We start from the raw sequence: 18,680 nt of genomic DNA, 5'->3' as shown, positions 1-18,680 counted from the left end.
GCGCGTGACCGACGATCCGCTCATCGACATCCGGGGCGTGCGGCACACTTTCCGCACCGCCTCGGGTCCGCTCAAGGTGCTCGACGGGCTCGACCTGTCGGTGCCCGAGGGCGGGTTCGTCGCCGTGGTCGGTCCGTCCGGCTGCGGCAAGTCCACGCTGACCCGGCTGGTGGCCGGGCTCATGATCCCCGACGAAGGCACGGTGCGCGTCCATGGCGCGCCCGTCACCGGCCCACGATCGAACGTGGGCATGGCGTTCCAGAATCCCGTTCTGCTGGAATGGCGCAGCATCCTCGACAACGTGCTGCTGCCGCTCGAGATCGTGCCCACGAAGCTGAGCAAGCCCGAGCGCGAGGCCCGCGCCCGCCGCCTGCTGGCGCTGGTGGGGCTGGAAGGGTTCGAGAACAAGCGCCCGTCCGAGCTGTCGGGCGGCATGAAACAGCGCGCCTCGCTCTGCCGCGCCTTGATCCACCAGCCCGAGGTCCTGATCCTGGACGAGCCCTTCGGCGCGCTGGACGCTTTCACGCGCGAGGACCTGTGGCAGACCATGCACCGCGTGAAGGAGGAAGAGCCCTTCACCGGCGTGCTGATCACCCACGACCTGCGCGAGTCGATCTTCCTGGCCGACCGGGTCGTGGTGCTGTCGGGGCGTCCGGCGCGCACGCAGTTCACGCTCGAGGTGCCCGATACCGGGCGGCGCACGCTCGACCACCTTTATACCCCCGAGGCCGCCGAGATGCTGAATACCCTGCGCCACCAGATCGAGATCGCGCAGGGACGTGCGCCCGCCGCGCAGGCCGCCGAATGAGCGCGCGCAAGATCCTCGTGCCGCTGGCGGCCATGGTCGTGTTCCTCGCGCTGTGGGAGCTTCTGGTCTGGGTCATGGGGTGGCCCAACTACAAGATGGCGTCGCCGTCGGACCTGATCCCGGCCTTCCAGCGCTACTGGGGCCTGTTTCTCGAAATGGGATGGCAGACGCTGTGGCGCACGGTGGTCGGCCTGCTGCTGGCGGTGGTCTTCGGCGTGGCGCTGGGCATGATCATGGGCTTCTCGCGCACCATGCGCGACGCGCTCTACCCCCTGCTTGTGGGGTTCAACGCGGTCCCGAAGGCCACCGTCGTGCCCATCGTGGCGCTGATGTTCGTGGGATGGCACGATTTCAACACCGTCCTGATCGCCTTCATGATCAGCTTCTTTCCCATTGCGGTGTCGGTCAGTATCGGCCTGTCGACGCTGGAGCCTGAATACCGCGACATCCTGCGGTCGCTGGGCGCGTCGCAGGCCACGATCTTCTGGAAGATCGCCCTGCCCAAGACGCTGCCCGAGTTCTTCGGCGCGCTGAAAGTCTCGGTCACGCTGGCCTTCATCGGCACCAACCTGATGGAGATCGTGTCGCCCCACGGGCGCGGACTGGGCGCGCTGTTCGATTCCGGCAAGACGAACTCGGACTACCCGCTGATGTTCGCGGTGCTGATCGCCTTGGCCTTCCTGGGCATCGTTCTCTACTACATCGTCGTCGCGCTCGAGCGGATCTTCGCGGGCTGGGCCGACCGCACGGTCTGACTTGCGGGCCGGGCGCGCGTCCGACAGGTTGGCGGCGCCGCAACACCGGAAGGCCGCCCCATGACCGACACAGCCGCCATGCCCATCGCCATCGTCGGCGTGGGCAAGATCGCCCGTGACCAGCACATCCCGGCCATCGCCGCCGACGACCGGTTCACGCTCGCCGCAACCGTCAGCCGTTCGGGCGGCGTCGAGGGTGTCGAGAATTTCGAGACGGTCGAGGATCTGCTGGCCGCGCGGCCCGATATCCCGGCGCTGTCGCTCTGCATGCCGCCGCTGCCGCGCTTCGCCGCCGCGACCGCCGCGCTGGCCGCCGGGCGCCACGTCATGCTGGAAAAGCCGCCCGGCGCCACGGTGGCCGAAGTCTTCAAGCTCGACCGGCTGGCCCGCGCGCGCGGTGTCACCCTGCACGCCACCTGGCATTCGCGCTGCGCCGATGGCGTCGCGGCCGCCCGCGCGTGGCTGCGGGACCGGCAGATCACACGCCTGCGCATCGACTGGCGCGAGGACGTGCGCAAGTGGCACCCGGGGCAGGACTGGATCTGGCAGGCGGGCGGGCTGGGCGTGTTCGACCCGGGCATCAACGCGCTGAGCATCATGACCGAGATCCTGCCGCACCCGCTGCACCTGTCGGGGGCCGAACTGCACTTCCCCGAGAACCGCGAAACGCCCATCGCCGCCGACCTGCGCTTCGCCGGGCCCGGCGGGATCGACGCCAGCGCGGGCTTCGACTGGCGCGAGGAGGACGGCGAGGTCTGGGAGATCACCGTCGACACCGATGGGGGCGAGCTGCGCCTCGTCGACGGAGGCGCCCGGCTGCTGATCGACGGGACCGAACAGCCGGTCGAGGGGCCGGGAGAATACCCCGCGCTCTACCACCGCTTCGCCGAGCTGATCGAGACGGCGCAAAGCGACGTGGACCCCGCGCCGCTCGTTCACGTGGCCGATGCCTTCATGCTGGGCAGGCGCATCGTGGTCGAGCCGTTTCACGACTGAACTTGCCGCCTGTCCGGGCTTCTGAGGAACCAACCCGGCGCAAGGACCCTTTTGGTTGCAAGCATCCAACGCAAAAGGGGCCCCCATGCAAATCACCCTCACCGTGAACGGTGCGGCGCGCGAGGTCGATATAGATCCGCGCACCACGCTGCTCGACGTCATGCGCCATCACCTCGACCTCACCGGCTCGAAGAAGGGCTGCGATCACGGCCAGTGCGGCGCCTGCACGATGCTGGTCAATGGCCGCCGCATCAACGGCTGCCTGTCGCTGGCCGTCATGCATGACGGAGACGAGATCACCACCATCGAGGGCCTGGGCGACCCGGGCAACCTGTCGCCGCTCCAGGCCGCCTTCGTGCGCAACGACGGCTACCAGTGCGGCTATTGCACGCCCGGGCAGATCATGTCCGCGAAGGGCATGTACGACGAGTTCAACAAGGGCTGGCCGTCCCATGTCAGCGACGACCTGACCGCCGAGCCGAACTTCACCACCGCCGAGATCAAGGAACGGATGAGCGGGAACCTCTGCCGCTGCTCGGCCTATCCCGGCATCTGCAAGGCCATCGAGGAAAGCGCCGAAGAAGAGGGTCTGACCAAAAGAAAGGCCGCGGAATGAAAAGCTTCGAATACGTACGCGCGTCGGGCATCGCCGACGCACAGGACACCGCCGGGCGCATCATCGCCGGCGGCACCAACCTGATCGACCTCATGAAGCACCAGATCGAAACGCCGCCCAGGCTGGTGGACGTGACCCGTCTGGACATGACCGAGATCGAGCAATCCGCCCATTCGCTGCGCATCGGCGCGCTGGTCACCAACTCGGACCTCGCCGCCCATGACACGGTGCGCCGCGATTACCCGGTGCTGAGCCGCGCGCTGCTGGCCGGGGCCTCGGGGCAGTTGCGCAACAAGGCGACGACGGGCGGCAACCTGCTGCAACGCACGCGGTGCCCGTATTTCTACGACACCACGCAGCCCTGCAACAAGCGTGTGCCGGGCAGCGGCTGCCCGGCGAAGGAGGGGATCAACCGGATCCTCGCCGTGCTGGGAACGTCGCCCCACTGTATCGCCACGCACCCTTCGGACATGGCGGTGGCCATGCGGGCGCTTGACGCGCGGGTCGAGATCGAAAGCCCCAACCGCGGGACCGAGATGCTGACCCTCGACGAGATGTACGTCCTGCCGGGCGACGACCCGTCCAAGGAAACCGTGCTCGAGGCCGGTGACCTGATCACGGCCGTGCACCTGCCGCAGCCGCCCAAGGGTAAGCAGACCTACCGCAAGGTGCGGGACCGGTCGTCCTATGCCTTCGCGCTGGTCAGCGTCGCGGGGATCGTCGATGTCGAGGACGGCAAGATCACCGAGGCCGCGCTGGCCTTCGGTGGCCTGGCGCCGCGCCCCTGGCGCGACGGCACGGTCGAGGACGTCCTGGTGGGCGAGGCGCCGTCCGATGCGCTGTTCGACAAGGCCGCCGATGTCCTTCTGCAGGACGCGCAGGGCTTCGGCGAGAACGATTTCAAGATACCGCTCGCCCGCCGCACGCTGAAGGCGGTGCTGGCCGAGCTGACGGGGGTGACCCAATGACCGAACATCTGAAGATGGACCAGGTGCAGCCGCACCTCCTGGACGAAACCGGACAGGGCGTGCTGAGCGTGCCGATGCCGCGTCCCGAAGGCCCGCTGAAGGTGACGGGCCGCGCGCCCTACGCCGCCGAGTACAAGGCCGAGGGGATGGCGACCGGCGTGATGGTCCGCGCCGCCATCACCAAGGGTACCTACGCCGTCGACACCGCGTCGGTCGAGGACATGCCGGGCTATCTGGGCGTGTTCACCGACAAGATGGTGCGCAACGCGGCGCAGGGCACCATGGGCACCAACCCGGCGCAGATGGGCGACAAGATCCTGTATCTCGGGCAGCCCATCGCCGTCGTCGTGGCCGAGACGTTCGAGCAGGCGCGCGACATCGCCGCCGTGCTGAAGGTCGACTACACCGAGGACGACGACGCCGTTTGCGATTTCGACGGCGTGAGCGACTGGCCCGACAGCGACAAGCCCGACCAGGGCGACCTGGACCAGGCGATGTCCGACGCGACCTTCACCGTCGACAGCATGTACACGACCAAGCCCCACAACTCGGCCGCGATGGAGCCGCACGCGGCGCTGGCCGAGTGGGACGGCGACAAGCTGACGCTGCACGGGTCGTTGCAGATGCTGGGCTACAACCGCGACGAGGTGGCGGATTCGCTGGGCATCGACGCGAAGAACGTGCGCCTGCTGGCACCCTATGTGGGCGGCGGCTTCGGTTCCAAGCTGGGGATGTCGCCCGATTGCGTCGGCGCCGCGGTCGCGGCCAAGGCGCTGGGCCGGCCCGTCCGGGTGGTCCTGAGCCGCAACAACGTGTTCGAGATGATCGTCCTGCGCACCGCGACGCGGCAGCGCCTGCGTCTAGCCGCCGACAAGGACGGCAAACTGCTGGGCCTGGGGCAAGAGAACTGGCAGTCGAACCTGCCCGACGAACCCATGGCCGAGCCCGTCGACCTGGCGACCCACTTCCTCTACGGCGGCGAGAACCGCCGTTACGGCCAGCACGTGGCGATCCTGAACCGTCCCGCATCGGGATCGGTGCGCGCGCCCGGCGAGGCCGTGGGCATGCTCGCGCTGGAAAACGCCATGGACGAGCTGGCCGAGAAATCGGGCATCGACCCGATCGAGCTGCGGTTGCGCAACATCCCCGAGAAGCACCCCGAGACCGGCGTGCAATACTCTGCCCGTTCGCTGGCCGAGGCGCTGACCGAAGGCGCCAAGGCGTTCGGCTGGGACAAGCGGCAGAAGGCCGGCACGCGGCGCGAGGGCGAGTGGTATATCGGCATGGGCGTCGCCTCGGCCGCGCGCACCAACATCCTGATGGAAAGCCGCGCCAACGTGACGCTCAACCCCGATGGCACGGCGCTGGTGCAGACCGACATGACCGATATCGGCACCGGCACCTACGCCATTCTCGGCCAGATCGCGGCCGAGATGCTGGGCCTCGATCCGCAGAAGGTGACCGTTGAACTGGGCGATACGGACCTGCCGAAAAGCTCGGGCTCGGGCGGTTCCTGGGGCGCGGCCTCGGCGGGCTCGTCGGTGTTCCTGGGCGCCAAGGCGATCCGGCGCAAGCTGGCCGAGCGGCTGGGCTGCGAAGTCGAGGCGCTGCGGTTGCAGGACGGCGTCGCCACCGGCGGCAACAACCGCCGCCCGCTGGCCGAGCTGATGGACGCGCCGATCACCGAAGAGGGCCATATCGAGCCGGGCCAGACCGACGAGGACTACCACCAGGCCGGTTACGGCGCGCATTTCGCCGAGGTCGCCGTGAACGCGGTGACGGGCGAGGTGCGCGTGCGCCGGATGCTGGCGGCCATGGCGGCCGGACGGATCCTCAACCGCCAGACCGCGACCAGCCAGGTCTGGGGCGGGCAGATCTGGGGCATCGGCACCGCGCTGACCGAGGCGATCGAGCACGATCCGCGCACGGGCCACGTGGTGAACAACGACCTGGCCGAGTACCACGTGCCGGTGAACCTGGACGTGGGTGACCTCGAGGTGATGTTCATCGAAGAACGCGACGACGCCTCGAGCCCGATCCAGGCCAAGGGCATCGGCGAGCTGGGGCTCTCGGGGGCCGGGGCCGCCGTGACCAACGCGATCTACAATGCGTGCGGGGTGCGCGTGTACGATTATCCGGCGACGCCCGACCGGATCTTCCCGCACCTTCCCTGAGCCATGACCGGGCCGCCCGCCGATCGGGCGGCCCGCTTTTCATGTGCCCTGCGCCCCCTTCGGACGGGTGTGCCTCGGTCCGGTGGACGCCCCGCGGCAAAGCGGCTAGACAGCGCCGACCGCCTGCAAGCAAGGGACCACGCGTGAGCCGGGCCAGCCGCCGCACCAATTCGCCCTACAGCGACCGCGCCATGTTCGCCCGCTTCTGGCGCGATTACCTGCGGCCGCACACGCGCATGGTGGTCCTCGCCGCGATCCTGATGACGATCGAGGGCAGCACGCTGGGCGCGCTGTCCTACATGCTGAAGCCGGTCTTCGACCTGGTCTTCGTCGCGGGCCGCGAGGATGCGATCGTCTGGGTCGGCCTCGGGATCATGGGGCTGTTCGTGCTGCGCGCCGTGACGGGCGTGGCGCAGAAGGTCATCATGACCCGGGTGGCGATCCTGACCTCGACCAAGATGCAGGACGACCTGCTGGGCCATGTCCTGACGCTCGACAATGCCTTCTTCCAGAAGATGCCGCCGGGCACGATGATCAGCCGCGTGATCTCGGACGCCGAGCAGACCCAGGGGCTGTGGCAGGCGCTGATCCTGGGGGCGGGCCGCGACGTCATCAGCCTCGTGTCGCTGTTCGTCGTCGCGCTGCTGATCGACCCGGTCTGGACGCTGGTCGCGATGGTCGGCACGCCGCTTCTGATCCTGCCGAACATCCTGCTGCAAAGGTATCTGCGCCGCAAAAGCGCGCGGTTGCGCGACATCACCGCCGACCGGACCACACGGCTGGACGAGGTGTTCCATGGCATCACGCCGGTCAAGCTGAACGCGCTGGAGGCCTACCAGACGCGCCGCTTCACCAAGCTCACGGGCGATTTCGTCCGCGCGCAGGTCAAGACGGCCGCGGGCGCCGCCACGCTTCCGGGGCTCATCGACATCGCGGTCGGGCTCGGGTTCTTCTGCGTCCTCGTCTACGGCGGGCAGGACATCATCGACGGCGAGAAGACGGTGGGCGATTTCATGTCCTTCTTCTCGGCCATGACATTGGCGTTCCAGCCGCTGCGCCGCCTGGGATCGCTCGCGGGCACCTGGCAGCGCGCGGCCGCCAGCCTGGAACGGGTGTTCCAGCTGTTCGACACGACGCCCACCGTAGAGGCGCCAGGCGCCACGGCGAAACGTCCCGACCTGCCGGACACCACCATCCGGTTGCACGACGTCGCGCTGTCCTACGGCGACACCGACGTCCTGCGCGGCGCGGCTTTCACGGCCGAAGACGGGTCGACCACCGCGCTCGTGGGGCCATCGGGCGCGGGCAAGAGCACCGTCTTCAACGTGCTCACCCGCCTGGCCGAGCCGCAATCGGGCCAGGTCACGATCGGCGGGATGGATATCCGCGAGATGGAGGTCGGCGGCCTGCGGTCGATGATCTCGGTGGTGACGCAGGACGCGATCCTGTTCGACGAAACCATCCGCGAGAACATACTGCTGGGCCGCACCGACGTGTCGGACGAGGCGTTGCAGGCGGCGCTGGACGCGGCCTTCGTCACCGATTTCCTCGAGACCCTGCCGCAGGGGCTGGACACCCCCGCCGGGCCCCGCGGATCGGCGCTTTCGGGGGGACAGCGGCAGCGCGTGGTCATCGCGCGGGCGCTGCTGCGCGATACGCCCATCCTGCTTCTGGACGAGGCGACATCGGCGCTGGACACCGTGGTCGAGAAGAAGGTCCAGAAGGCGATTCATTCGCTGTCGCAGGGCCGGACCGTGCTGGTGATCGCGCACCGGCTGTCCACGATCACCGCCGCCGACCGGATCGTCGTCATGGACGCGGGCCGCGTGGTCGAGACGGGCACGCACGACGATCTGCTTGCCGAGGCAGGGCTTTACGCGCGGCTTCACTCGCTCCAGGTCGAGCGGAAATAGCCCGCTTGCACCCCGGCGTGCGGCCCGCGTAACGTGACGCGACGCCCCTAGCGCAAAGCCCTGGCCCCCGATGCTCACACTTCCGCTCGATCCGGCCATCCAGGCAATCCTGGCCTTCGCCGTCGTGATCGTGATGTTCGTGCTGTTCGCGCGCGAGACGTATCCGACCGAGGTCGTCGCCATTTCGGGCGCCGCGATCATGTTCGCGCTGGGCCTTCTGCCCTACGAGGCCGCGCTCGAGGTGTTGTCGAACCCCGCGCCCTGGACAATCGCGGCGATGTTCCTGATCATGGGCGGGCTGGTGCGGACGGGGGCGCTGCAGGCCCTGACGGAACTGGCCGATGCGCGGGCCGAGGACAACCCGCGGACCGTCCTGATCGTTCTGCTTTTCGCGGTCGCGCTCGGCTCGGCCTTCATGAACAACACGCCCGTGGTCGTGGTGATGATCCCGGTCTTCGTGCAGCTGTCGAAGCGCCTGGGCGTGGCGCCGTCCAAGATCCTGATCCCGCTAAGCTATGCCGCGATCCTGGGCGGCACGCTGACCCTGATCGGCACGTCGACCAACCTGCTGGTGGACGGCGTCGCGCGGGCGCAGGGGCTCGAGCCGTTCTCGATCTTCGAGATCGCGCCGCTGGGTCTGGTGCAGGTGGCGATCGGCGGGACCTTCATGGCGCTGGTCGGACGCAGGCTGCTGCCCGAGCGGCACAGCCTTGGCGTCATGCTGTCGGACCGGCGGCAGATGAAGTATTTCACCGAGCTCGCCATCCCCGAAGGCTCGGGGCTGATCGGCCGCCCGGTGCTGGAGGTCGAGCTGTTCAAGCGCGAGGGCGTGCGCGTGGTCGACGTGCTGCGCGGGGACGCCTCGCTGCGGCGCGACATGAACGGCGTCGAACTGGCCGCGGGCGACCGCGTGGTGCTGCGCACCCAGATGTCGGAGCTCCTGAGTCTCCAGCAGAACCGCGACCTGCGCAGCGTCGACCAGCTGGGCTCGATCGAGACGGAAACGGTCGAGGTCCTGATCACGCCGGGCTGCCGGATGATCGGGCGCAGCCTGGGCGCGCTGCGCCTGCGCCGCCGCTACGGCGTCTATCCGCTGGCCGTGCATCGGCGGAACCAGAATATCGGTCGCCAGCTGGACGAGGTCGTCGTGCGCGTGGGCGACACGCTGCTTCTGGAAGGCAACGGCGCCGATATCAGCCGGCTGGCCCAGGACATGGAGCTGGTGGACGTCTCGAAACCGACCGACCAGGCGTATCGCCGGCAACGCGCGCCCTATGCCGTGGGCGCGCTGGCGGTGGTGGTCGTCCTGGCCGCGCTGGGCGTAGCCCCGATCCTCGGACTGGCCGTGATGGCCGTCGCCGTTGTCCTGCTGACCCGCTGCATCGACGCGGACGAGGCGTTTTCCTTCGTCGAGGGCCGGCTGCTGGCGCTGATCTTCGCCATGCTCGCCGTGGGCGCGGGGCTCGAGGCGTCGGGCGCGGTGGCCATGCTGGTCGGCTGGCTGTCGCCCCTTTTCGCCGACCTGCCGCCCGTGCTGGTGCTGTTCTGCGTCTACGTGCTGGCCAGCACGCTGACCGAAATGGTGTCGAACAACGCGGTGGGCGTGATCCTAACGCCCATCGCGATCCAGCTGGGCACGTCGCTGGGCATCGACCCGCGCGCGCTGGTGGTGGGGGTGATGTTCGCCGCCTCGGCCGCGTTCTCGACGCCCATCGGCTACCAGACCAACATGCTGGTCTATGGCCCGGGCGGCTACCGCTTTTCCGACTACCTGCGCGTGGGGATCCCGATGAACCTGCTACTGGCCTGCACGGCTACCCTGACCATCCCGCTGATCTGGCCGCTGTGATGCGCTGGATCGTCCTTCTCGCCTGCCTCGCCACGGCTGGATGCGCCACCGGCCCCGCGCCCTCGGCATCCGGCGGGGCCGGGGTGCGGCCCGTTGCGGTGACCCTGTTCCGCGACACGGTCACGGCACGGATGAGCGATGGGGGCCTCTGCACCGGCGTGCGCGAGGGCCGGGCGGGGCCATGGTCCACCACGCTGGCGGGCTGCCCCCAGACCTGGCCGGTCGCTGTCCTGCGGCCGACCGGGCGGCCGCGCCTGCCGCTGGCGCCCGCCGCGGAGGCGCCCTGGGTCACGATCACCCCGCCGGATCGCCCCGCCCTGGGCTTCGGCCCGCGCGTGGGGTCTTGATGCGCCCGGCCCTCGCGGCCTATATCCCTGCCGATCCAGGATACATGATGAGGTAAGCCATGGCGGGCCATTCCAAATGGGCCAACATCCAGCATCGCAAGGGCCGCCAGGACGCCGCCCGGTCGAAGCTGTTTTCCAAGCTGGCAAAGGAAATCACCGTGGCCGCCAAGATGGGCGACCCGGACCCCGACAAGAACCCGCGGCTGCGCCTCGCGGTGAAGGAGGCGAAGTCGTCCTCGGTGCCGAAGGACGTGATCGACCGCGCCATCAAGAAGTCGCAGGGCGGGGATGCCGAGAACTACGAGGAAATCCGCTACGAGGGCTATGGGCCCAACGGCGTGGCGATCATCGTCGAGGCGATGACCGACAACCGCAACCGGACGGCGTCGACCGTGCGTTCGACCTTCTCGAAGAACGGCGGCAACCTGGGCGAGACCGGCAGCGTGTCCTTCATGTTCGACCGCAAGGGGCAGGTGATCTACCCGGCCGATGCGGGCGACGCCGATGATGTAATGATGGCCGCGATCGAGGCCGGCGCCGAGGACGTGGAAAGCTCGGAGGACGGTCACGTGATCTGGTGCGCCGACACCGACCTGAACGAGGTGTCCACCAAGCTGGAAGAGCAACTGGGCGAATCCGAGACCACGAAGCTCGTCTGGCGGCCGCAGACCACCACCGAGATGGACCTCGACGGCATGCAGAAGCTGATGAAGCTGATGGACGCGCTGGACGATGACGACGACGTGCAAAACGTCACCGCCAATTTCGAGGCCTCGGACGAGGTGATGGAGCAGCTCGGCTCGGAGTGAGCCGCCCCGATCGCTGGCGCGATGCGAGAGGCGCTGCCTCTCGCGCTCTCCGAGGTATTTACCGAAAGATGAAGGGGCGGGCCGCGGGTCCGCCCCTAGTCGTTGCGGAAGAAGGGAATGATGAAGGCGATGCAGGCCAGCAGGAACAGCACGCTGCCCGCGAGCGCCCAGGGGCTGCCGATGCTGGCCACGATGAAGGCGCAGGCCGAACCCACGAAAAGCAGCCAGCCGATGAAATCGATCTGGCGGTTGGTGATCCTGCGTCGTCCGTCGTCGTGGCGGTGGAAGGCGAGCTTTTGCGGGCCGCGGGGCTTGCGGCTCATTTCAGCTGGCTGTCCTTGCTGCCGCGCCGGTTGATGCCGCCGCGCGCATTGTAGCTGCCGTCCCGTTCCTGCTGGCAGTCGATGCAGAGCTGCACGCCCGGTCTCGCCGCGCGCCGGGCTTCGGGGATCGGTTCCTCGCATTCGGCGCAGTGGGTGCGGCTTTCGGCCTTCGCCCGTGCCTGCGCCGCGCGCATCCGCTGCAATTCATCCGAGATCGAGGCTTCGATCTGTTCGTTCACGGCCCCGTCGCGGGCCCATCCGCCTGCCATGGCTGATCCTCCTGTCGCGGGAGCGAAACGCGCAGCGTGCGCGCCCGTTCCGCTCACCCCACGCTTGTCGCCCCTCGGCCTTGGGTCTAGCAAGGGCGAATGAACGCCCTCCTGTCCGGCTTCGCGCTGGGCTTTTCCCTTATCCTCGCCATCGGCGCGCAGAACGCCTTCGTCCTGCGCCAGGGGCTGAGACGTGCCCATGTGCTGCCGGTGGTCCTGACCTGCGCCCTGTCCGACGCGGTGCTGATCACGGCGGGCGTGGCCGGGTTCGGCGCGCTGGTGCAGGCCGCGCCCTGGATCACCCCGGTACTGAGCTGGGGCGGCGCGGCCTTCCTCGTGGTCTACGGCGCGATGGCCATGCGCAGCGCCATCGCGGGCGGCGCGGCCATGCGGCTGGATGACGGGCCGCGTGAAAGCCTGCGCTCGGCGGTGCTGACCTGCCTCGCGCTGACCTGGCTGAACCCGCATGTCTACCTGGACACGGTGGTCCTGCTGGGGTCGATCGCGGCGGGGTCCGAAAGCCGCGTGCTGTTCGGCGTGGGCGCGGTGACCGCGTCCTTCGTGTTCTTCTTCGGCCTGGGCTACGGTGCGCGGCTGGTGGCGCCGCTGTTCGCGCGGCCCTTGGCGTGGCGCGTGCTCGACGCGCTGGTGGCGGCGGTGATGTGGGCCATCGCGCTGAAGCTGGTGTGGCCATGAGCGGCGGGCAGAACCGGCCCGTGGCGGGCGCGCTGTGGATGCTGGTCACGGGCCTGCTGTTCGTGGCCGTGACCGCGACGGTCAAGCACCTGGGCGACCGGGTGCCCGCGCCCGAGGCGGCGTTCCTGCGCTATCTGCTGGGGCTGGTCTTCCTGTTGCCGATGCTGGGCGGGCTGCGCCAGGCCCGGCTGGGCCGGCGGGCGCTGACGCTGTTCTCGTTGCGGGGACTGGTGCACGCGCTGGGCGTGATGCTGTGGTTCTACGCCATGACGCAGATCCCCATCGCCGAGGTGACGGCGATGAACTACGTCTCGCCGGTCTATGTCTCGCTGGGGGCCGCGCTGTTCCTGGGCGAGCGGCTGCGCTGGCCGCGCCTGGCCGCGATCGTCGTGGCGCTGATCGGTGTGCTCATCATCCTGCGGCCCGGTTTCCGCGAGGTGAGCACGGGCCACCTGGCCATGGTCGGCACCGCGATCTTCTTCGCCGGGTCCTACCTGATCGCCAAGATCATGTCGGACGAGGTGGCGCCGTCGGTTGTGGTCGCCATGCTGTCGATCTTCGTGACCATCGGGCTGGCGCCCTTCGCGGTGGCGGTCTGGGTCTGGCCCACCTGGTCCGAGCTGGGCTGGCTGTTCCTGGTGGCGACGCTGGCCACCACCGGGCATTTCACCATGACGCTCGCCTTCCGCGCGGCGCCCATCACGGTGACGCAGCCCGTCACCTTCCTGCAGCTGATCTGGGCCACGGCGCTGGGATACTATGCCTTCGGCGAGGGGCTGGACGCTTTCGTGGTCCTCGGCGGCGTGATCGTCATCGCCGCCGTGCTGGTCATCACCCTGCGCGAGGCGCGGATGCGCGCGGTGCAGGAGCCGGCCCAGACGCCCTAGGCTCGGGCGTGGCCAAGGCGGTGTCCTCTGGCGCGATGAACCGCGCGCCAAGGCGCCGCAGCCAGTCGTCGGTCAGGGCGCGGGCCGTGTCGCCCGTGTCCTGTGCGCGCGGATAAAGCGGCCGGTCGCGGTCGGTGGCCACCGGGAGGTCCCACCCGTCCGTGGTTTCCATGAAGCGGGCCACGCCTTCGGGGCCGAACTGGTCGAGAAAGCCGCGCACCACAACATCGAGATAGCTGAGCAGGATGGGGCAGGGCGCCTCGGCCCCCGTGGCGTCGGGAATGGCGTAGACCGCCACCTGCGCTGCGGGGCCGAGGTCATGCTCCAGCCCCAGCGCGTCCAGCCGGTCGTAGCCCCGCTCGCGATGGTCGAGCGCGGCCCAGTCGGCGCCCGGCACCGGTGCCACCAGCCCGTCGATCGCGTGGCCCGGCGCGCGATGGGCCGTCAGGAAGGCCGCCGGGCGCAGCCGCGTGGCCCGCCAACGCCGCCGCCAGCCCGGAAGGCGGGCGCGTGCCACGGGGCCGTAATTGTGCGAGCCGATGTTCACCAGACTGCCGTAGCCGAAGAAATAGGGGTCGTTCATGGGGCCGAGCTAAGCGCGTGCCCGGGGCTTGGCAAGGGCCGCGGAATCGTGGCATGAGTTATGACAGCGACGGGAGACACTGGATCCCAGGGCCGAAGGAGCAACCGCCCCGGTAAACTCTCAGGCAAAAGGACCGCCGCTGACAGACACTCTGGAGAGTCCCCGGGCCACATGCCGGGGCGCCGAAGGGATAGCGATCTCAGGCGCAAGGACAGAGGGGGCATCTTCGCTGGGCGCTGCGCGCCCGTTTGATGCCGGAGGGGCCGATGGCCGACCAAGACCTGATGACCACGCCGCTGCACGCGCTGCACGCCGAGCTGGGCGGCCGCATGGTGCCCTTCGCGGGCTACGAGATGCCGGTGCAATACGCCCCCGGCGTCATGAAGGAACACGTCCATTGCCGCAGCCATGCGGGTCTGTTCGACGTGAGCCACATGGGGCAGGTCATCCTGCGCCCCGGGTCGGGCGACGCGGCCGATGCCGCCCGCGCGCTGGAATCGCTGGTGCCGCAGAACGTTCTGGGGCTGGCCGAAGGGCGGCAACGCTACGGGCTGTTCACGAACGAGGCGGGCGGCATCCTCGACGACCTGATGATCGCCAATCGCGGCGACCACCTGTTCCTGGTCGTCAACGCCGCCTGCAAGGCTGACGACATCGCCCACATGCGCGCCCGCCTGCCCGGGGACGTGACGGTCGAGGAAATCACCGACCGCGCGCTGCTCGCGTTGCAGGGCCCCGATGCCGAGGCCGTGCTCGAGTCGCTGGCGCCGGGCGCGGCGGAAATGTCCTTCATGGACGTCCGCACGCTGGCCTCGGACTGTGGCGATCTGTGGGTCTCACGCTCGGGATACACCGGCGAGGACGGCTTCGAGATCTCGGTCGCGGCCGACCGGGCCGAGGCGTTCGCGCGCGCGCTGCTGGATCACGACGCGGTCGCGCCCATCGGGCTTGGGGCGCGGGATTCGCTCCGGCTCGAGGCGGGGCTTTGCCTTTACGGCAACGATATCGACGCGAGCACGACACCGATCGAGGCCAACCTGCTCTGGGCGATCCAGAAGTCGCGGCGGCCGGGCGGCGAGCGGGCCGGCGGCTATCCCGGCGCGGACGTGATCGGCGCCCAGATCGACGCCGGGGTCCAGCGGCTGCGCGTGGGGCTGCTGCCCGAAGGGCGCGCACCCATGCGCGCCGGCACGCCGATCTTCGCCGGCGAAGCCGACACCGACCCCATCGGTGCCGTCACATCGGGCGCCTTCGGCCCGTCGATCGAGCGGCCCATGGCCATGGGCTACGTTTCGATTGACCATTCCGACGTCGGCACCAAACTCTGGGGCGAAGTGCGCGGCAAGCGCCTTCCCGTAACCGTCCAGTCCATGCCGTTCCGACCGGCGACATACAAAAGGTAGACCCGATGAAATTCACCGAAGAGCACGAATGGCTGCGCCCCGAGGATGACGAGGCGGATGTCGTCACCGTCGGCATTACCGAGCACGCGGCCGAGCAGCTGGGCGATCTCGTCTTCGTCGAACTGCCCGAGGAAGGCACCACCGTCGCCAAGGAGGACGAGGTTGTGGTGATCGAGTCGGTGAAGGCCGCCTCCGACATCATGGCGCCCGTCGACGGCGAGATCATCGAGGTCAACGCCGCCCTGGTCGAGAACCCCGCGCTGGTGAACGAGGACCCGCTGGGCGCCGGCTGGTTCTTCAAGATGAAGGTCGCGGATATCGGCGATCTCGACCAGCTGATGGACGAAGCCGCCTACAAGAAATTCATCTGAGCGGACCCGGTTTTTCCCGCGAAAAATCGCCCGCGTTCGACGGAGACACGATCATGCCGTTCCAGCCCACGGATTACGACCCCTACGACTTCGCCAATCGCCGCCATATCGGGCCCTCGCCGTCCGAGATGGACGAGATGCTGGGTCTGCTGGGGGTCGAGACGCTGGATCAGCTGATCGACCAGACCGTGCCCAAGGCCATCCGCCAGTCCGAGCCGCTGTCGGGTGAGCCGCTTTCCGAGCGGGAACTGCTGTGGCACATGCGGCAGGTGGCGAAGAAGAACCAGGTCTACTCGACCATGATCGGGCAGGGCTATCACGGCACGGTCACGCCGCCCGCGATCCAGCGCAACATCCTGGAAAACCCGGCCTGGTACACCGCCTACACGCCCTACCAGCCCGAGATCAGCCAGGGCCGGCTCGAGGCGCTGCTGAACTACCAGACCATGGTCTGCGACCTCACCGGGCTCGACATCGCCAACGCGTCGCTTCTGGACGAGGCCACGGCGGCGGCCGAGGCCGTGACCATGGCGCAGCGCGTGTCGAAATCGAAGGCCAAGGCGGTCTTCGTCGACCAGAACTGCCACCCGCAGAATATCGACGTCATCCGCACCCGCTGCGCGCCGCTGGATATCGAGGTGATCGTCGGTGATCCCGCGGACATGGACGCCGGCGCCGTCTTCGCGGGCGTGTTCCAGTATCCCGGCACCCATGGCGGGCTTACCGATTTCACCGATGCCATCGCGGCGCTGCACGACACGCAAGGTCTGGGCATCGTCATCGCCGACCCGCTGGCGCTGACCGTGCTGAAAGAGCCGGGCGCCATGGGAGCCGACATCGCCGTGGGCAGCACCCAGCGGTTCGGCGTGCCCATGGGCTATGGCGGGCCGCATGCGGCCTACATGGCCTGCAAGGACGCCTACAAGCGGGCCATGCCGGGGCGGATCGTGGGCGTCAGCATCGACGCGCGCGGCAACCAGGCCTTCCGTCTGAGCCTGCAGACGCGCGAGCAGCACATCCGCCGCGAGAAAGCCACGAGCAACGTCTGCACCGCGCAGGCGCTTCTGGCCGTGATGGCGAGCTTCTATGCCGTGTTCCACGGCCCCGAAGGCCTTAAGGCCATCGCGCAGCGCATTCACGCCAAGACGGTGCACGTAGTCGAAACCCTGCGCGAGGCCGGGTTCGACGTGCAGCCCGAGGCCTATTTCGACACGATCACGGTCGAGGTGGGCGCGCTGCAGGGGGCCATCTTCGACGAGGCGGCGCGCCAGCGCATCAATCTGCGCCGCGTGGGCAAGACCCGGTTGGGCATCACCCTGGACGAGACCACGCGGCTGGAGACCATCGGCCGCCTTTTCCATTCGTTCGGGATCGATCGCGACCCCACCGTGCCCGACCGCCTGCGCCTGCCGCTGGCCCTGCAACGCGAGAGCGCGTACCTGACCCACCCGGTCTTCCACATGAACCGGGCGGAAACCGAGATGATGCGCTACATGCGGCGCCTGTCGGACCGCGACCTGGCTCTGGACCGCGCGATGATCCCGCTGGGCAGCTGCACCATGAAGCTGAACGCCGCGGTCGAGATGGCGCCGATCACCTGGCCCGAATTCGCCATGCTGCACCCCTTCGCCCCCGCCGACCAGGCCGAGGGCTACGCCGAGATGCTGACCGACCTGTCGAAGCGGCTGTGCGAGATCACGGGCTACGACGCCATGTCGATGCAGCCCAATTCCGGCGCGCAGGGTGAATATGCGGGCCTTCTGACGATCATGCGCTATCACCAGGCCAACGGCGAGGGCCACCGCAAGGTCTGCCTCATCCCGGTGAACGCCCACGGCACGAACCCCGCCAGCGCACAGATGTGCGGGATGAAGGTCGTCGTGGTCAAATGCACCGAGCGCGGCGACGTGGATGTCGAGGATTTCCGCGCCAAGGCCGAGGCGGCGGGCAGCGACCTGGCCGCCTGCATGATCACCTATCCCTCGACCCACGGCGTGTTCGAGGACACGGTGCGCGAAGTCTGCGAGATCACCCACCGCCACGGCGGGCAGGTCTACCTGGACGGCGCGAACCTGAACGCCATGGTGGGCCTGTCGAAACCGGGCGAGATCGGGTCGGACGTGTCCCACCTGAACCTGCACAAGACCTTCTGCATCCCCCACGGTGGCGGGGGACCGGGCATGGGACCCATCGGCGTGAAGGCGCACCTGGCCGATCACCTGCCGGGCTACGACCTCGAGGGCGCGGGCGCGTCGGGCGCGGTCAGCGCGGCGCCGTTCGGCTCGGCCTCGATCCTGCCGATCAGCTGGGCCTACTGCCTGCTGATGGGCGGCGCGGGCCTGACCCAGGCGACGAAGGTGGCGATCCTCAACGCCAACTACATCGCCCGGCGGCTCGAAGGGGCCTACGACGTGCTCTACCGCGGGCAGAACGGCCGGATCGCGCATGAATGCATCATCGACACCCGGCCCTTCGACAAGTCGGCCCACGTGACCGTGGACGACATCGCCAAGCGCCTGATCGACAACGGCTTCCACGCGCCCACCATGAGCTGGCCGGTGGCCGGCACCCTGATGGTCGAGCCCACGGAATCCGAGACCAAGGCCGAGCTCGACCGGTTCTGCGATGCCATGCTGTCGATCCGCGACGAGATCCGCGCCATCGAGGATGGCGGCGATGCCGAGAACAACCCGCTGAAACACGCGCCGCACACGGTCGAGGACCTGGTGGGCGACTGGGACCGGCCCTACAGCCGCGAGGAAGGGTGCTATCCGGCGGGTGCGTTCCGCGTCGACAAGTACTGGCCCCCGGTCAACCGCGTGGACAACGTGTATGGCGACCGCAACCTGATCTGCACCTGCCCGCCGCTGGAGGACTACCTGGAGGCGGCGGAGTAGGCGCACCGATCCGGGC

At 68.7% G+C, this 18,680-nt stretch carries 18 protein-coding genes and 2 riboswitches; of the genes, 15 read left to right on the top strand and 3 right to left on the bottom strand.

All coding sequences use genetic code 11. The annotated features are described in order from the left end of the window. Positions 1 to 4 precede the first annotated feature (4 nt). The 10 genes from BUB76_RS13715 to BUB76_RS13670 all read left to right on the top strand — a co-directional run bounded on the left by BUB76_RS13715 (position 5) and on the right by BUB76_RS13670 (position 11,235). Positions 5 to 808, top strand: coding sequence for an ABC transporter ATP-binding protein (locus tag BUB76_RS13715; protein ID WP_073129355.1), 804 nt, complete (start codon positions 5 to 7; stop codon positions 806 to 808). Continuing rightward, positions 805 to 1,563, top strand: coding sequence for an ABC transporter permease (locus tag BUB76_RS13710; RefSeq protein ID WP_073129354.1), 759 nt, complete (start codon positions 805 to 807; stop codon positions 1,561 to 1,563). The genes BUB76_RS13715 and BUB76_RS13710 overlap by 4 nt, the downstream gene beginning before the upstream one ends. A gap of 60 nt (positions 1,564 to 1,623) precedes the next feature. After that, a complete protein-coding gene (locus BUB76_RS13705) occupies positions 1,624 to 2,559 on the top strand; it encodes a Gfo/Idh/MocA family protein (RefSeq protein ID WP_236737921.1) in 936 nt (311 codons plus the stop codon). Positions 2,560 to 2,644: 85 nt separating this feature from the next. Then, positions 2,645 to 3,175, top strand: a complete 531-nt coding sequence (locus BUB76_RS13700) for a 2Fe-2S iron-sulfur cluster-binding protein (protein WP_073129353.1) — start codon at positions 2,645 to 2,647, stop codon at positions 3,173 to 3,175. Continuing rightward, on the top strand, positions 3,172 to 4,143 hold the full coding sequence (locus tag BUB76_RS13695) for an FAD binding domain-containing protein (RefSeq protein ID WP_073129352.1): 972 nt from the start codon (positions 3,172 to 3,174) through the stop codon (positions 4,141 to 4,143). The genes BUB76_RS13700 and BUB76_RS13695 overlap by 4 nt, the downstream gene beginning before the upstream one ends. Further along, entirely contained in the window at positions 4,140 to 6,317 is a 2,178-nt protein-coding gene (locus BUB76_RS13690; protein WP_073129351.1) for a xanthine dehydrogenase family protein molybdopterin-binding subunit, read from the top strand. The genes BUB76_RS13695 and BUB76_RS13690 overlap by 4 nt, the downstream gene beginning before the upstream one ends. Before the next feature lie 191 nt (positions 6,318 to 6,508). Beyond that, entirely contained in the window at positions 6,509 to 8,230 is a 1,722-nt protein-coding gene (locus BUB76_RS13685; protein WP_073129386.1) for an ABC transporter ATP-binding protein, read from the top strand. A 70-nt stretch (positions 8,231 to 8,300) separates the two neighbouring features. Beyond that, the gene (locus tag BUB76_RS13680; RefSeq protein ID WP_073129350.1) at positions 8,301 to 10,079 is read left to right on the top strand and encodes an SLC13 family permease; all 1,779 of its coding nucleotides are present in this window, start codon (positions 8,301 to 8,303) and stop codon (positions 10,077 to 10,079) included. Then, entirely contained in the window at positions 10,079 to 10,426 is a 348-nt protein-coding gene (locus tag BUB76_RS13675) for a hypothetical protein (protein WP_073129349.1), read from the top strand. The genes BUB76_RS13680 and BUB76_RS13675 overlap by 1 nt, the downstream gene beginning before the upstream one ends. A 59-nt stretch (positions 10,427 to 10,485) precedes the next feature. Next, positions 10,486 to 11,235, top strand: coding sequence for a YebC/PmpR family DNA-binding transcriptional regulator (locus tag BUB76_RS13670; protein WP_073129348.1), 750 nt, complete (start codon positions 10,486 to 10,488; stop codon positions 11,233 to 11,235). A gap of 95 nt (positions 11,236 to 11,330) precedes the next feature. Here BUB76_RS13670 and BUB76_RS13665 read toward each other — a convergent pair whose 3' ends face one another. Then, positions 11,331 to 11,558, bottom strand: a complete 228-nt coding sequence (locus BUB76_RS13665) for a cytochrome oxidase subunit III (RefSeq protein ID WP_236737920.1) — start codon at positions 11,556 to 11,558, stop codon at positions 11,331 to 11,333. Continuing rightward, positions 11,555 to 11,827, bottom strand: coding sequence for a DksA/TraR family C4-type zinc finger protein (locus tag BUB76_RS13660; protein WP_073129347.1), 273 nt, complete (start codon positions 11,825 to 11,827; stop codon positions 11,555 to 11,557). The genes BUB76_RS13665 and BUB76_RS13660 overlap by 4 nt, the downstream gene beginning before the upstream one ends. A gap of 99 nt (positions 11,828 to 11,926) precedes the next feature. Here BUB76_RS13660 and BUB76_RS13655 point away from each other — a divergent pair, with 99 nt between their 5' ends. Together BUB76_RS13655 and BUB76_RS13650 are read left to right on the top strand one after the other, a co-directional pair. Further along, positions 11,927 to 12,523: a LysE/ArgO family amino acid transporter gene (locus BUB76_RS13655; protein WP_073129346.1), complete on the top strand. Its 597-nt coding sequence runs from the start codon at positions 11,927 to 11,929 to the stop codon at positions 12,521 to 12,523. Beyond that, positions 12,520 to 13,410, top strand: coding sequence for a DMT family transporter (locus tag BUB76_RS13650; RefSeq protein ID WP_073129345.1), 891 nt, complete (start codon positions 12,520 to 12,522; stop codon positions 13,408 to 13,410). The genes BUB76_RS13655 and BUB76_RS13650 overlap by 4 nt, the downstream gene beginning before the upstream one ends. Here the strand turns inward: BUB76_RS13650 and BUB76_RS13645 are convergent. After that, positions 13,355 to 13,993, bottom strand: a complete 639-nt coding sequence (locus BUB76_RS13645) for a gamma-glutamylcyclotransferase family protein (RefSeq protein ID WP_073129344.1) — start codon at positions 13,991 to 13,993, stop codon at positions 13,355 to 13,357. The genes BUB76_RS13650 and BUB76_RS13645 overlap by 56 nt on opposite strands. Before the next feature lie 60 nt (positions 13,994 to 14,053). Next, positions 14,054 to 14,139: riboswitch (glycine riboswitch) on the top strand. 1 nt (position 14,140) lies between these two features. Then, positions 14,141 to 14,212, top strand: a riboswitch (glycine riboswitch). A gap of 47 nt (positions 14,213 to 14,259) precedes the next feature. Between BUB76_RS13645 and gcvT the strand changes: the two genes are divergently transcribed. The 3 genes from gcvT to gcvP are packed head-to-tail and all read left to right on the top strand — an operon-like array spanning position 14,260 to position 18,664. Then, a complete protein-coding gene (gene gcvT / locus BUB76_RS13640) occupies positions 14,260 to 15,396 on the top strand; it encodes a glycine cleavage system aminomethyltransferase GcvT (RefSeq protein WP_073129343.1) in 1,137 nt (378 codons plus the stop codon). Positions 15,397 to 15,401: 5 nt separating this feature from the next. Next, a complete protein-coding gene (gene gcvH / locus BUB76_RS13635) occupies positions 15,402 to 15,767 on the top strand; it encodes a glycine cleavage system protein GcvH (protein ID WP_073129342.1) in 366 nt (121 codons plus the stop codon). Positions 15,768 to 15,820: 53 nt separating this feature from the next. Then, the gene (gcvP, locus tag BUB76_RS13630) at positions 15,821 to 18,664 is read left to right on the top strand and encodes an aminomethyl-transferring glycine dehydrogenase (protein ID WP_073129341.1); all 2,844 of its coding nucleotides are present in this window, start codon (positions 15,821 to 15,823) and stop codon (positions 18,662 to 18,664) included. Positions 18,665 to 18,680: the final 16 nt, after the last annotated feature.

Source organism: Palleronia salina (assembly GCF_900141995.1).
In the GTDB taxonomy this organism is placed as follows: Bacteria; Pseudomonadota; Alphaproteobacteria; order Rhodobacterales; family Rhodobacteraceae; genus Palleronia; species Palleronia salina.
Note: the sequence above shows the minus strand (reverse complement) of the source record. Positions and strands in the feature narration are given on the sequence as shown.